The organism is Luteimonas sp. A482 (assembly GCF_054072655.1).
In genome coordinates this window covers 55,908-70,451 of the sequence record NZ_JBSVRO010000007.1, presented here as the reverse complement: position 1 = coordinate 70,451, position 14,544 = coordinate 55,908, and the positions used below count along the sequence as shown (strand labels likewise).

9 protein-coding genes are annotated in these 14,544 nt (G+C 67.9%); 7 read left to right on the top strand and 2 right to left on the bottom strand.

The annotated features are described in order from the left end of the window. Window positions 1-52: 52 nt before the first annotated feature. Entirely contained in the window at window positions 53-1,435 is a 1,383-nt protein-coding gene (dbpA, locus tag ACW5DW_RS15850; RefSeq protein WP_457020208.1) for an ATP-dependent RNA helicase DbpA, read from the bottom strand. Between the two features lie 214 nt (window positions 1,436-1,649). Here dbpA and ACW5DW_RS15845 point away from each other — a divergent pair, with 214 nt between their 5' ends. Continuing rightward, a complete protein-coding gene (locus ACW5DW_RS15845) occupies window positions 1,650-1,901 on the top strand; it encodes a hypothetical protein (RefSeq protein ID WP_457020206.1) in 252 nt (83 codons plus the stop codon). A 13-nt stretch (window positions 1,902-1,914) separates the two neighbouring features. On the opposite strand, the gene ACW5DW_RS15840 is transcribed toward ACW5DW_RS15845, so the two are convergent. Beyond that, complete coding sequence (locus tag ACW5DW_RS15840) at window positions 1,915-2,106, bottom strand: hypothetical protein (RefSeq protein ID WP_457020204.1); 192 nt, start codon at window positions 2,104-2,106, stop codon at window positions 1,915-1,917. Window positions 2,107-2,274: 168 nt separating this feature from the next. Between ACW5DW_RS15840 and ACW5DW_RS15835 the strand changes: the two genes are divergently transcribed. The 6 genes from ACW5DW_RS15835 (at window position 2,275) to ACW5DW_RS15810 (ending at window position 14,530) form a co-directional block, all read left to right on the top strand. Further along, window positions 2,275-3,138: a type II toxin-antitoxin system RelE/ParE family toxin gene (locus tag ACW5DW_RS15835; protein WP_457020202.1), complete on the top strand. Its 864-nt coding sequence runs from the start codon at window positions 2,275-2,277 to the stop codon at window positions 3,136-3,138. Between the two features lie 222 nt (window positions 3,139-3,360). Next, window positions 3,361-6,156, top strand: a complete 2,796-nt coding sequence (locus ACW5DW_RS15830; RefSeq protein WP_457020200.1) for a TonB-dependent receptor — start codon at window positions 3,361-3,363, stop codon at window positions 6,154-6,156. 22 nt (window positions 6,157-6,178) lie between these two features. Next, a complete protein-coding gene (locus ACW5DW_RS15825; RefSeq protein ID WP_457020199.1) occupies window positions 6,179-8,320 on the top strand; it encodes a metallophosphoesterase in 2,142 nt (713 codons plus the stop codon). 505 nt (window positions 8,321-8,825) lie between these two features. Further along, on the top strand, window positions 8,826-9,878 hold the full coding sequence (locus ACW5DW_RS15820; protein ID WP_457020198.1) for a glycoside hydrolase family 11 protein: 1,053 nt from the start codon (window positions 8,826-8,828) through the stop codon (window positions 9,876-9,878). Between the two features lie 14 nt (window positions 9,879-9,892). After that, window positions 9,893-10,840 (top strand): hypothetical protein, encoded by a 948-nt coding sequence (locus ACW5DW_RS15815; protein ID WP_457020197.1) that lies wholly within the window; start codon window positions 9,893-9,895, stop codon window positions 10,838-10,840. A 540-nt stretch (window positions 10,841-11,380) separates the two neighbouring features. Beyond that, window positions 11,381-14,530 carry a TonB-dependent receptor domain-containing protein gene (locus tag ACW5DW_RS15810; protein WP_457020196.1) on the top strand — a complete coding sequence of 1,050 codons (3,150 nt, stop codon included), beginning with the start codon at window positions 11,381-11,383 and terminating at the stop codon, window positions 14,528-14,530. The last annotated feature ends 14 nt before the right edge of the window (window positions 14,531-14,544 follow it).

Here is a 14,544-nt window from a genome sequence, read left to right as displayed (position 1 = left end):
ATTCTAGCGGGCAGGCGATGCAGGAGGCCTGAATCCCGGTCCTGGCGGGCTGCTACAACGGGCTGACCCGGAACTTGCGCCCCTTGATCTTGCCTTCGCGCAGCGCCGACAGCGCGCGCGCCGCGTGCCTGCGGTTGATGGCGACATAGCTGCGGGTGGCGAACACGTCGATCCTGCCGATCGCATCCTTGTGCAGTCCCGCGTCGCCGGTCAGCGCGCCGACGATGTCGCCTGCGCGCAGCTTGTCGACGCGGCCGGCGTCGATGCGCAGCGTGGCCATGGCCGCGGGCTGAACATCGTGCGCCGGGCCGGTGAGGGGCTCCAGCTTTTCCCAGCGCAGCGCCTGCTGCTGCCGGTCCTCGATCATGTGCGCACGCGGCAGTTCGCGCGGCGCGCACAGGCTCAGCGCCAGGCCGTCGCGGCCCGCGCGCCCGGTGCGGCCGATGCGGTGCAGGTAGGTATCGGCATCGGTGGGCAGCTCGTAGTTCACCACCGCGCCCAGGTCTTCCACGTCCAGCCCGCGCGCGGCCACGTCGCTGGCCACCAGCACGCTACAGCTGCGGTTGCCGAACTGCACCAGGACCTCGTCGCGATCGCGTTGCTCCATGTCGCCATGCAGGGCGAGCGCGGAAAAGCCGTAATGCGTCAGCGAGCCGACCACTTCGACGGTGTCGGCGCGGGTATTGCAGAACACCACCGCCGACTCGGGACGATGGAGCAGCAGCAGCGCTCCCAATGACTGCGGGCGGCGCGCGCGGTCGATCTCGTAGAACAGCTGCAGGATCGTCGCCGGCTGGGCGCCGCCATCGATGCTGACCTCGAGCGCATCGCGCAGCATCGTGTTGCCCAGCGTGCGGATCGCCTCGGGAAAGGTGGCCGAAAACAGCAGGCCCTGCCGCTCTTTCGGCAGGCGCTTGACGATGTCGCGGATCGCCTCCTCGAAGCCCATGTCGAGCATGCGGTCGGCCTCGTCCAGCACCAGGGTGCGCACCCCGTCCAGGTGCAGCGCCTTCTTCTTCACCAGCTCCTGGATGCGGCCGGGCGTGCCGACCACCACGTGGGGGTCGTGCGTCAGCGAGGCCAGCTGCGGGCCCAGCGGAATGCCGCCGCACAGGATCGAGAGCTTGAGGTTGGCGATGCCGGTCGCGAGCTTGCGCAGCTGCTTGCCGACCTGGTCGGCCAGTTCGCGGGTGGGGCAGAGCACCAGCGCCTGGGTCTTGATGCGCGCAGGGTCGACGCGCGACAGCAGGCCCAGGCCGAACGCCGCGGTCTTGCCGCTGCCCGTGGGCGCCTGCGCGATCACGTCGCGACCCTCTAGGATCGCGGGCAGGGACTGCGCCTGCACCGGCGTCATCGCCGAGTATCCGAGCGCATCGATGCCCTGCAGCAGGGCCGGCGGCAGGGCAAGGGTGGTGAAGGCGGGTGCTGTACTCATGCGCCATGATCGCAGGTCATGGCGGCGAGGCGGCCTGTCGCGACGTAATGCACCGGAATCTCCGGCTGCGGACCGGGTTGTGAAGGCGCGCCATGAGCCCCTAGTGCCGCGTGCGGGCCCGCCGCGGCGGTTCCGGCGCCGCAACGCTGCCCGGTCCGTGCCTTTCCAGACCACAATCCCCATCCCCCCACGACCGACTCCGCGAGGCCGCGCGATGCAAAACGAACTGACCATTGCGGTGGGTGAACTGCACCAGGGCATCGGCCACCACCACTGGCACGGCAAGACGTTCCGCCAGTTCTGGGACTGGTTCAACCATCGCTGCATCCAGCTGGTCGGCGCTGCCGGGCAGGACGAGCTGGACGAACTGGAAGCCGCGCTGCTGGAGGTGCGGGCCGCCGTCGAGGATGGCGGCTACATGGTGTCGTCCGATCGCCTGGACGAGGTCATCGAACCGCCGATGTAGGGTCGGCCCGCACTCAGTGGGGCACGGTGGGATCAATCGGCTGGTCGGGCACGGGGTCTATCGGACGGTCCGGGATCGGGTCGACCGGCTGGTCGGGCACCGGATCGATGGGCTGGTCGGGCACAGGATCGATCGGCTGATCCGGAATCGGGTCGCGGGCCGGATGCGGAGCCTGGCCGGGGATCTCACGCTGCTGGGAAGCCATGCGGTACTCCGTGGAGAGCAGGCGGAGCGGACACGCTAGCGGACGCGTGCGTGCGCAAGGGGTGAACCCCCGCCCCGCCAGCCGGGCCGAGGCGTTACGATGCTGCGCCGCCGGTCGCCCCCCAAGATTCCGTATGAAGGCTCAACTTCCCGATCTGCCTCCTGCAGCATGAGCCAAGCGTCGAGCCTGGCCGATGCCAGGGTCGAAGCCCGGATCGAACGCCTGCAACCCTGGATCGCCGCGCTCCTGAGCGCGCTGCTGCATCTGGCCTGCCTGTTGCTGGCGCTGCTGGCGCCGCCGATCACGGTGAGCGCGCCGCAGGGCGCCTCCGGCGGCAGCGTCACCCAGGTCGACTTCATCGGCGAGACGCCGCCGCAGCCCGTGCCCACGCTCGCCGCGCCCGCTTCGCCGGACCAGCCCGCGCCTGCGCCGCCGGCCGCCTCGCGCCTGCAGTCCACGCCGGTCCAGCTGGCTGACGCGCCGGTGCCGCCGGTCTCGACCGATCCCGCGCAATCGCCGCTGCCGGCCCGCGAGCGTCCCGCGCGGCCTGCCACCGTCCCGCGCCCGCAGGCCGCCGTCGCGCCGCCCGCGGTGCCGCCACCGACATCGCGACGCCCCCAGCACCGCTGGGGCCAGCCGCCGGGCATGCTTCCCCGCGACACCGCGCCGGTGCACGCCGGCCCCACCAGCGGCCCGGGCAACGACCGCAGCCGCCGTCGCGACAGCCCGTCTGCACAGCCCAGCATGGAAGCCGGCGGCTACCAGGTCTATTACGACCTGGCCAGCGAGAGCCGCCTGCGCGAATGGCGCGACCAGGGCATGACCGAGGTCTTCATCCCGCTGCCGGGCACCCGCGACTACATGATCTGCCCGCTGGAAACCGCGCTGCGACGCGAGTCCGGCCCCTGCCGCCTGCTGCCTCCGGACGCGCCCGAACTCGCCGACATCGGCGACGCACGCCAGGTGATCACCATGCACCAGGTATACCGGCGCGGCGAGCTGGTCTGGCGCGGGCCGCGGCCCTACCGCTGAGCGGATCACCGCTGCCGCGCCAGCGCTGAAGACGCATCCCTGCAAGGCGTCAGCAGCGCCGCTTGCCGCACCGCTGCGCAGCCCCGGCGCAGTGCGATGCAACTGCCCCGTCATATGTACCCCGTAGCCTGTGCGCGTCCGGTCAAGCCGGACCGAACGGACCTCGAGACTCGGGGTCCTTTTTTTCTGCGTGCGCAGGCACGCAACGGGGACAGCAATCACATGACGCATCGCAATCCGCCATCGTGCCGCTTCAGGGTGCGGCCCACTACGCTGGGACGCGCCATCCGTCGCCTGCTCATCGCCGGCCTCGCGGCCGTCCCGCTGCAGGCGCTTGCGCAGGATGCGCCCGACGCGGTCGAACCCAAACAACTGGACGCGGTCAGCGTGACCGGCAGCTACAGCCGCAGCCTCGAGCGCGCGGTCGACCTCAAGCGCGACAACGTCGGTTTCTCCGACTCCATCGTCGCCACCGACGTGGTGGATTTCCCCGAGCAGAACCTGGCCGAGGCATTGCAGCGCATGCCGGGCGTGACCATCGAGCGCAACAAGGGCCTGGGCACGCGGGTCAACGTGCGCGGCCTGCCATCGGAGTACACCCACGTCTCGATCAACGACCTCGCCACGGCTTCCGGCAGCGGTGGTCGCGACGTCGAGTTCGACATCTTCGCCTCCGAGATCATCCAGCAGGTGACCGTGCAGAAGTCGCCCACCGCGGCCGACGAGGAGGGCGGGATCGCCGGCTCGGTGCAGATCTCCACCGCGCGGCCGTTCGACTACACCGGACGCAAGCTGGCAGTCTCGGCCGAGGGCGCGCACAACTCGATCTCCGGCGAGACCGATCCCAAGTTCTCGCTGCTGGCCAGCGACACCTGGGGCGACTGGGGCGCCCTGGTATCGTTCTCCAGCGCGCAGCGGACAAACCGCACCGATGCCAACTCGGGCATCAACTTCCGCCCGATGTCGCGCTTCCTGGGGGCCTCGGGCACCCGTGGCGAACAAGCGCAGGCGGTGCTGGAGCGCGATGCGGGCGTTGTCGTGCGCGACCGCGGCGACAGCGCCGAAACCAACCTCATCATCTTCCAGGACAAGGTTGGCGACCGCGTCTTCCTCAACGACCAGGACAAGTGGGGCGCCACCGCCTCGCTGCAGTACCGCCCAAGCCATGCCTTCAGCCTGTCCTTCGACGCGATGCTCGGCGGCTACGACACGGTCGAGGACGAGTACGATGCCGCGGCCTATTCCGCGTCCAGCCGCAGCACGCTCGAAACCATCCACGAGTACGACGCCACCACCCTGGCCGAGCACGGCATGGTGGTGCTGCGCGACGTGTCCTATACCGCCACGCAGCACGAGTTCCTGAGCAAGCAGCGCATCAGCGACAACGACTACGCACAGTACAGCCTGGCGCTGGACTGGCGCGGAGACAGCTGGAGCATCGACGCCATGGCAGGCTACTCGGGCGCGGACCGCACCGTGGACTACGCCAACCTCAAGCACGTGGCCTATGCACCTTCGCGCACCCGTTGGACAGACCGGGGCGGCGAGACCATCCCCAGCGCCAATCCGGCGACCATCGACATGTACGACGCGCCGGAGAGCTACCTGTTCGAGGCCTACGAGACCAGCCTCGAGCAGGTGAGCGACGACAAGTACGCAGCGCAGCTCAATGTGGGCAGGCAGCTGGACCTGGCCTTCCTGCCGGCGCTGCGCCAGGTGCAGTTCGGCACCCGCTATACCGACAAGTCCAAGCAGCGCCAGTACGGGCAGCGCAACATCCATGGCCCCGCGGACGGCGACAGTTCCTGGGCCAACGTACGCACCCTGGCCGACAGCGTGCTGCGCCCGGTTGCCGACATCGTCCCCGGTGGCCGCTACCGGGCCCGCGACCTGGCCTGGAGCCAGGTTGCCAACGACGACGCACGCGCCACCTTCCGCTACCCCGGCTTCGACACGCCGTTTGCCGACGGTGAGTACTACCGGGTGGACGAGGAGGTGGCCAGCCTGTACGCGATGGCGGACTTCGCCTTCGACCTGGGCCAGGTGCCGGTGACGCTCAACGCCGGCGCGCGCTACGTGGACACCTCGGTCCTGTCATTTGGCTACCACCCGGTGCAGAACCCGGACGGCACGCCGGGCTTCACCGACGATCCGGTGTCGCGCGAAGGCAACTACTCCAAGCTGCTGCCGGCACTGAACCTTACTGCGGAGCTGTCTGACGGACTGCTGCTGCGCGCCGCGGCCTCCGAAACCCTGATGCGCCCGGCGCTGACCGACCTGGCCTACAAGCGCACCGCCAGCTGGAGTTCGTTCCGTTTCACCGACGGCAATCCGGGCCTGGAACCCACCTCCGCCCAGCAGTGGGAGATCGGCCTGGAGAAATACCTGGACAACGGCGGCCTGCTGGCCGCCTCCTACTTCCGCAAGAAGATCGAGGGCGTGGTCGTCAGCGCCCTCACCGGCGTGGTCCCGAACGTGGCCGTGTACAACGCCAACGGCACGCTCAACGGCCACTACGACTTCGACGTCTACCAGCCGGTGAATGCTGCAGGGGCCTATGACGTCGACGGCGTGGAGTTGATCGGACACCTGCCGCTGGGTTCGCTGCATCCGGCACTGCAGGGGTTCGGCGTCAACGCCAACTACACGGCGCTGGAGAGTTCGCTGGCCGGCGAGTCTTCGCTCGGCATCCGCACGCCGATGCCCGGGCTGGCGGAGAAGACCTGGAACCTGACCCTGTACTACGACAACGACCGCTTCGACGCGCGCATGTCGCACAACCACAAGGGCGAGTACGTCGAGGGCCTGGGCTACAACATGTATCCGATCTACCGCGATGCCTACGGGCAGACCGATGTCTCGATCGGCTACCGGGTGGGCGACAACGTCAAGCTCAGTCTCAAGGCCATCAACGTCACCGACGAGGAGACCACCGGCTACACCATGGATCCCTCGTTCCCGACGATGTACGAGCTGTCCGGGCGCCGGGTCAGCCTGGGCGTGCGGGTCGACTTCTGATCCGGGCAGGACGGTAGCGGGCGTGAGGACATCCGGCAACGGCGCGGCGATGGTGCTGCGGGCCGCTTGCGCCCTGCTGCTGGCTGCAGCCGGTGGCGTCGTCCATGCCTCCGGCGGAGCGGCGGCGCAGGACGTGCCGCCGGCGTCCCCGCCGGCGTCGCTGCGCATCGCGTTCATGCCCGACGTGCACTTCCACGATGTCTACGCGGGCTTCGAGGACGGCTCCTTCCCGGGCGTGCGCAATCCGCGCAACGGGCGCAACGCGACCATCCGCCCCATGCAGGCGCAGCTGGCATCGACGCGCCTGTTCAACGAGAACTACTTCGCCTTCCTGGCCGCGCTGGACGATGCCATCGCACGTGGCGCCAGGCTTGTCGTGCTGCCCGGTGACTTTTCCGATGACGGCCAGCCGGTGCACATGCGCGGGCTGGCGCGGATCCTGGATGCGTACGCGGCACGCCACGGCGTGGCGTTCTTCGCAGCGCCGGGCAACCACGACCCGGTGCGCCCGTATGACCAGGCCGGTGGCGATGATTTCCTGGGAACCGACCCGCTCACCGGCGAGATCGGCGTCGCCCAGCCGGTGCACAGTCGCGGCGGCAGCGAGGCCTGCCGCACGTCCTATGCCGGTCCCTGGGCCAGGATCGGCGCGGCCTGGTGCACCGAGGAAATCCGCAGCCTCGGTCATGCCGGCATCACCGCCATGCTCGCGCGCCACGGCTTCATGCCGCAGCCGCAGTACCTTTATTACGAAACGCCCTACAGCCACTACGCCCATGCCGATTACGACCACGCCACCGCACTGGCGCAGGCTGGCTGGGAGCGGCGCCGCCATGTGGTGTGCGGCGAAGCGGCGGCGCCCGGTGCGGCGGGTGGCCGGCGCGCGTGCAGGATGGTGGCCGACGCCAGCTACCTGGTCGAGCCGGTGTCCGGTCTGTGGCTGGTGAGCCTCGATGCCGGCATCCATGTGCCCACGGGGCGGGGGCGCGATGACTTCACCGGCTCGGGCAACCAGGGCCATGACGCCATGCTTGCGCATCGGCCGCACGTGATTGCGTGGCTTGCCGATGTGGTGGCACGCGGTGAGGCGCTGGGCAAGCAGGTGCTGGCCTTCAGCCACTTTCCGATGGCCGAGTTCTACAACGACGCCTCGGATGACATCGCTGCGCTGTTCGGCGACCGGGCCATGCAGCTGGCGCGGCGGCCGCGGCAGGACACCACTGCCGCGCTTGCCGCCACGGGCCTGAGGCTGCACGTTGGCGGCCACATGCATCTCAACAACCTGGCCGTGCATCGCGGCGGCAGCAGGGTGCTGTTCAACGTCCAGGCGCCGTCGCTGGCGGCCTATGTTCCGGCCTACACGCTGATGACGCTCGACGGCAGCGAACGCGCCGAGGTGCGGACCGTGCGCCTGGACGATGTACCGCGCTTCGACGAACTGTTCGACCTGTACCGGGCCGAACACGCACGGGGACAGGCGCAGTGGGACGTGTCCATCCTCGAAGCCACCAGCTACCGCGATTTCACCCGTCGCTACCTGGATGAGCTGGTGCGCCTGCGGTTGCTGGACGAGGACTGGCCCTGCGAGATGCGCGAACTGGTCAGGAGTCCGCTGTCGGGGGCCGACCTGCTGGTGTGGTCGCAGCTGCGGACCACGGTGACGCTCGGGCAACTGGCCGCTGCCGGCACGCGCGGCGGCCTGACGCCAGCGTTCTTCGACTGTCTGTACGACGCGGGCGACCAAGGCGCACCAGCCGCCGACTTCGCGGCAGACCTCGCCATGGCCACGTTGCAGGCACGTGCGCTGGCTGCGGCGGAGGGCATGCGGCTGGAGCACTTCGCCCAGTGGACCGCGCTTGAGCTGGCCACTGATTTCTTCCGCCTGGCCAAGGCCGGGGATCTGGCTTTCGCCGACATTCCAGCCGCGCGCGCGGCGCAGTATCGGCTGCTGGCCCGGGTGCTCGCGCCGAGCAGCGTGCAGCTGCGGATGGAAGCGGGGCGGCCCAGCAATGCCAACACCCCCGACGAACTGTTCCAGGCGCGCTTCCGGCCGCTGATGGCGCTCCTGCTCACGCTCGCGGCCGGCGAGCGTACTGCGCATGTGCGCCTGGACCTTGCCAGTGGCGAGGTGACCGACCTGTCGGGACAGCCTGCGCCCTTGTGATGCGTTGATGGCGGGCATGCTGAATCGACAATGCTGCGCACGCACGTTCCCGATTGCTGCAGTGCACATGACAGCGCTGGTCCACACGTGCACGCAGACCAATTCGAATGCGACTGCATCACAGTGTTGGCGCATATCGGCTGCGCCCGGCGCACGGTGCGCAGAAACGCGAACCAGTTCGCGTTTCCGGCCGCGCCTACCTGCTACTAATCCGCGCGCTGAATGGTAGCGCTACCATTCAGCTTGGACGCAAGCAGAGCATTACGCACTCGCAGTACCCAGGGAGGGGCTGTCGTGTTGAAGCAATCGATTCCACGCACTCGTGCGTGGCGCCATCGCGTTTCGCCGTCGACGTCGCGGCAGGCACGGTCACAAAGGTGGCGCGGCATTGCCCCCGGTCCTGCATCCGCAGGGCATCCATCATCCATGCAATCCCTTCAACGGACCCACGGACCGCGGCACGCCGAGGCCACACGGGCACCACTGCATTTGGAGACTCAAGATGATGAAGTTCAACACACACGGCAGTCTTGCCACCACCGTCCTGGCCTGCGCCATCGGCGTAATGGCCGGCAGCGCACACGCGCAGACCCTGACCAGCAATTCCACCGGCACGCATGACGGCTACTACTACACCTTCTGGAAAGACTCGGGCAACGCCTCGATGACGCTGCACCCGGGCGGCCGCTACCAGTCGCAGTGGAGCAGCAACACCAACAACTGGGTCGGCGGCAAGGGCTGGAATCCGGGTGGCCCGCGCGTGGTCAACTACTCGGGCTACTACGGCGTCAACAACAGCCAGAACTCCTACCTGGCGCTGTACGGCTGGACCCGCAGTCCGCTGATCGAGTACTACGTCATCGAGAGCTACGGCTCCTACAACCCGGCCAGCTGCTCGGGCGGCGTCGACTACGGCAGCTTCCAGAGCGACGGCGCGACCTACAACGTACGTCGCTGCCAGCGCGTCAATGCGCCCTCGATCGAGGGCAACAGCAGCACGTTCTACCAGTATTTCAGCGTGCGCAATCCGAAGAAGGGCTTCGGCAACATCTCCGGCACCATCACCGTGGCCAACCACTTCAACTACTGGGCCAGTCGCGGGCTCAACCTGGGCAACCACGATTACATGGTGTTTGCCACCGAGGGCTACCAGAGCCAGGGCAGCAGCGACATCACCATCAGTTCCGGCACGGGCGGCGGCGGTGGCGGTGGCAACACCGGCAACAAGACCATCGTGGTGCGCGCGCGCGGCACCGCCGGCGGCGAGAACATCTCGCTCAAGGTCAACAACGCCACCGTCGCCAGCTGGACGCTGACCACCAGCATGTCGAACTACACGGCGACCACGTCGGCGTCGGGCGGCTCGCTGGTGGAGTTCACCAACGACGGCGGCAACCGCGACGTGCAGGTGGATTACATCAGCGTCAACGGTGCGGTCCGACAGTCCGAGGCGCAGAGCTACAACACCGGCGTGTACCAGAACGGCCAGTGCGGCGGCGGCAGCGGTGGCAGCGAGTGGCTGCACTGCAATGGCGCCATCGGCTACGGCAACCTCTGACCGGAGGCGCGGCCATGGCCATGTTCCGCGCATCCCTGCCTGCCCTGGCGATCACGGCAGCGCTGGGTCTGGGAACCGGCGCCCTGGCCGTCGTGCTGGCGGGCGGCAACGCCCGCCAGTGCGGATCCGGCGACGACAGTGCGCTCGCGGCACGCGTCGCGGAACTGGAAGCCGAACTTGCCCGCAGGCCGACGGCGTCCACGTCGGCCGTTGCCACCGCGGGGAGCCGCGCAGGGCAGGGCGCGATACGTGCAGCGGGTGGCCGGCAACAGCATGCCGGCCCCCTTGCGGTCGCGTCCCCTCCGGACGTGGACCAGCAGCTCAAGGACCTGCTGACCCTGGCCTGGAACGATCACCGCGGCATGCGCGAGAAACTCGACGACTTCATCGCCGCGCATCCGGGCAGCGAGGGCATCGCCATCGCCAGCAAGGGCGTGTTCGAGCTGGTCGACAACCGCGACGTGCTGCCCGACACCGCCCTGGCCGAGCTCTACCTCGAGCAGCAGGACCCCGCCTTCAAGCGCGTGCTGGCCCAGGTCGCCTCCACGCGCGGCGACAACAGCCTGATCGAACTGCACATCGCCGAAGCCGCTGCCGGACTGCACGGCGCCACGCCTGCCGAACGCCAGCAGGCGCTGGTGGAACTGGCCCGCAGCCGCCATGTCGCCGCCGCCGATCGCGCAGCGCCACTGCTGCGCGACCGCGACACCGGCGTGGTGCTCGATGCGCTGTTGGCGCTGCGCGCCACCGGCAACCAGCGCCACGTGCGCATGGTGGAAGGCCTGCTCGACCACCCCGACGAATCCGTGCGCTGGCTGGCCGCGGATGTCGGCCGCGACCTGCGCATGCTCAGCAACGAGGCCCGCACCCGCATCGACGAGGGCGAACTGGCGGCGGAACTCCCGCCGCTGCCGCTGGCCGACGCAAATGGCGTCCAGCGCTGCGGGCCCGCGACGGGCTGAGAACAGCCGCCCGGGCTTCGTCGCCACAGTTGTACCCAACTGTGGAGCGCCAGATGGCTGCGAGGTCCAGAGCGCACCTTCTTCGTCCGGCATACAAGCATCAGGACGGGACGCCGTCAGTCGCTGCAGACGCATGTCGAACCCGTGGGCCAAGCGCGCACCGGGCAGACAGTCACTCGTACCGCGAGCGCGAGCAGATACACAGTTGCACCGCGCCCAGGCCGACTGCGCGAAGCATCGTCAACGCGCGAACTCGTCGCACAACCGGCGGCTTGCATCAAGGGGAACGTTGCGTGGGGCAACAGCCTTGGAGGCTGATTGTGTAAAGGAGCTGTCATCGCAGCTGCCCATCATTGCGGGCTCGCGTCACGCGTTGGATCGGGGAGCGGTCCATTGATTCGTGTGACGTTCGCATGCGCTGGCCGCCAATGGCGGAGCGGATGCGTGTGCAGGAGGCACTCCCCGTAGTTTGGTGCGTTCCGCATGGAAGTGGCGTCCGCTGCGAAAGCCCATTCCCATGTAATCGAGAACGAGTTCCCCATGCCAGCTTTGATGAAGACCGCGCTGTCCAGCGCGGTGATGGTCGCCTTGTGCCTCGCGCCGCAGGCAAACGCAAACGCAAACGCAAACGAACCCGCGCCCTCGCAGTCTCCAGCAGGCGCGATCGACTCGACCGGGACCGGCTCGATCCTCGGCCGTGTCTACGATCCGGCCACCGGCGGCTACCTGCGCAATGCGCGCATCAAGATCGATGGCCGCCAGGTGGCGACATCCACCGACCGCGGCGAGTTTCGGGTCAACGGCGTGGCGGCGGGCAGCCATCTGGTGACGGTGGAGTACACCGGCTTCGGCACCGTGCAGCAGGAAGTGGCGGTGCGCCCCGGCCAGGCCAGCGAGCCTGTCTTCGAGATGTACAGCTCGCAGGCCGACACCACCGGGGCAGTGTCACTGGACGTGGTGCAGGTGGTCGGCGCCCGCGAGGGCGATGCGCGCGCGATCATGGAGCAGCGCGCCTCGATGAACATCACCAACACCCTGTCGGCGGACAGCTTCGGCGAAATCGCAGACGCCAACCCCGGCGAGTTCCTCAAATACATGCCGGGCGTGGACTTCGACGTGGTTGCGGACGATGCGCCGCGCAACATCTCGCTGCGCGGCCTGCCGGCCAAGTACACCGGCGTGACCCTCAACGGCATCAGCCTGCCGGGCATCGACGCCAACTCGTCGAGCTCGCGCACCTTCAGCTTCGAGCAATCGGCGCTGGCCGGCGTGGATTCGATCAACATCTACAAGACCACCAGCGCCGACATGGACGCGAACGCGCCCGCCGGCACCATCGATATCCGCACCAAGCGCGCCTTCGATGCCAAGGGACGCCGCATCACCGTGTCGGTGGGCGGCAATACCCATGACGGCCTGTGGGACAGCAAGAACACCGGCTGGATGGAAGGCGGATACGACAGGAAGTTCCTGCCCTCGACCACGATCAACTATTCGGACGTGTTCATGGACGGCAGGCTCGGTGTCGCCGCCGGCATCAGCAGCGTCACCAGCCTGGTCGAGCACGCCCAGATCAACTCCGGCCGCAATTACGTTGCCACCGCGGCCAGTCCCTATCCCTATGCGGTGACCTCGATCGCCGGCGCCGGCTACGACCGCGAGTACAACCGCCGCGTGGCGCAGCTGGGCGTGGACTTCAAGGCCACCGACGAGCTGATCCTGTCGCTGGCGGCCAGCGTCAGCCGGGGCGACATCGATCCGAACACGATCACGCCGACGTTCTCCAACTCCCGCGCCTCCAGCGGCGACCCGTCGCTGGACTGGACCACCCGCTACGCCGCCGGCGCCACGACGCTCAACACCAACAACGCCTACACCTACAAGCTGGGCTACTCGCGCAACTTCATGCCCGGCTTCGTCTGGCAGAACGAGCGCTTCAAGATCGACGGCACCTTGTTCTCCGCCCGTTCCGAGAGCCGCTACGACTCGGGCAAGAAAGGCCAGGTGTCCGACGTGCTGAACGACGTCACCACGAGCGGCAACTACAGCGCATCGCGCAGCAGCTGGATGCACCAGGACTGGCAGATCCAGCAGCTGGACGGGCCGGACTGGGCGCTGCCGGAAAGCTACAGCTTCGGCACCTATGCCGGCGCACTGGGCAACTCGACCCGGCCCTCGGTGCGCACTACCACCGGCAGCCGCGCCGACCTCGACTATGGCGGCGGCGCGATCAACTTCGAGTTCTACAACGACATCGGCGAGGTGCCGGTCACATGGAAGACGGGACTGAAGTCGACCCAGGCAGACTATGCGTTCGGCAACACATCCGACGCCAACATCTGGACCTACAACGGGCCGCTGGGCAATACCGAGTTCCTGCAGGCGGTGCAGAGCGAAAACGTCTGGCACAGCAGTTCTTCCGGCATGGATGTCCGCACCCTGGGCGGCGGCGACCTCTACATCTACAGCCTGAGCAAGATCTACGGCCTCATGCAGGCCAACCCGGAACAGTGGTTGCACGCCATCACGCCGGCGCGCTGGTACAACGCCAACATCGCCAACGACAACAGGATGGACGAGAACATCAACTCCGCCTACTTCATGGGCACGGCGGAGTTGACCGGCAAGCTCAAGGTGCAGGCTGGCCTGCGCTGGGAGCAGACCCGCACCACCGGTTACGACTTCGACCCCCTGAGCCGGAGCCAGGTGGTGGCGGCAGGCCACGCGGTCAACGCTTCCACCGGCCGTGCAACCACGATCGAGGGCCTGGAGTACCAGTACTTCACCAATCCACGCCGCCGCAGCGAGTCCAGCTACAACGACTTCTTCCCCAGCGGCTCGATGAAGTACAGCTTCAGCGACGGCCTCGACCTGCAGGTGGGCTACAGCCGCACCATCCTGCGGCCGGAAGTGGGCGACCTGGCCGGCGTGTGGTCGATCAATTACGGCACTGAGGACGGCAACGTGCTCAGCGCGCCCAACGTCAACCTGCTGCCCGAGTATTCGGACAACCTGTCGGTGCGGGTGGTGAAGTATTTCGAGCCGGTGGGCCTGGTCGGCTTCGGCCTGTTCCACAACAGGATCAAGGATCTGATCAACGACGTGAACATGACGCCGGAAGAGTTCGGATACACCGGCGACGAGCCCATCGACCTGGTCGCCACCCGGGCCAACCTCGAAGACGACATCAGCATCAACGGCTACGAGTTCGAGTTCAACCACGCGATGGATTACCTGCCCGGCGCACTCGGCGGGCTGACCGTGCGCGGCTCCTACACGCACACCAATCCTTCGGTGGTCATGTCGCGCGTGGCCCAGCAGGTGGCCAACCTCGGCCTGGGCTGGCGTCACGGGCCAGTGCGCCTGAGCCTCAACACCGTGTGGAGTGACGAGAAGGATCGCGGCCCCACCGGCAACGTCACCAATGCCCACGGCATCGTGATCAACCAGAAGCAGCCGTTCGACGACTACCTGGAAGTCAACATGTCCGGCAGCTACACGCTGGTGCCGCGGACCAGGGACGGCTGGCTCAGCCTCGACGCCTTCTTCAGCGTCAACAACCTGTTCGACCAGAACCGCCATACCGTTTACTCCAACGGCGAAACCGGCCTGGGCGACAGCGGTCACCACAGCCAGATCTACATCACCAGCGGCCGTCGCGCCTCGGTGGGCCTGCGCGCCCGCTTCTGAACCCGCACCCCGGC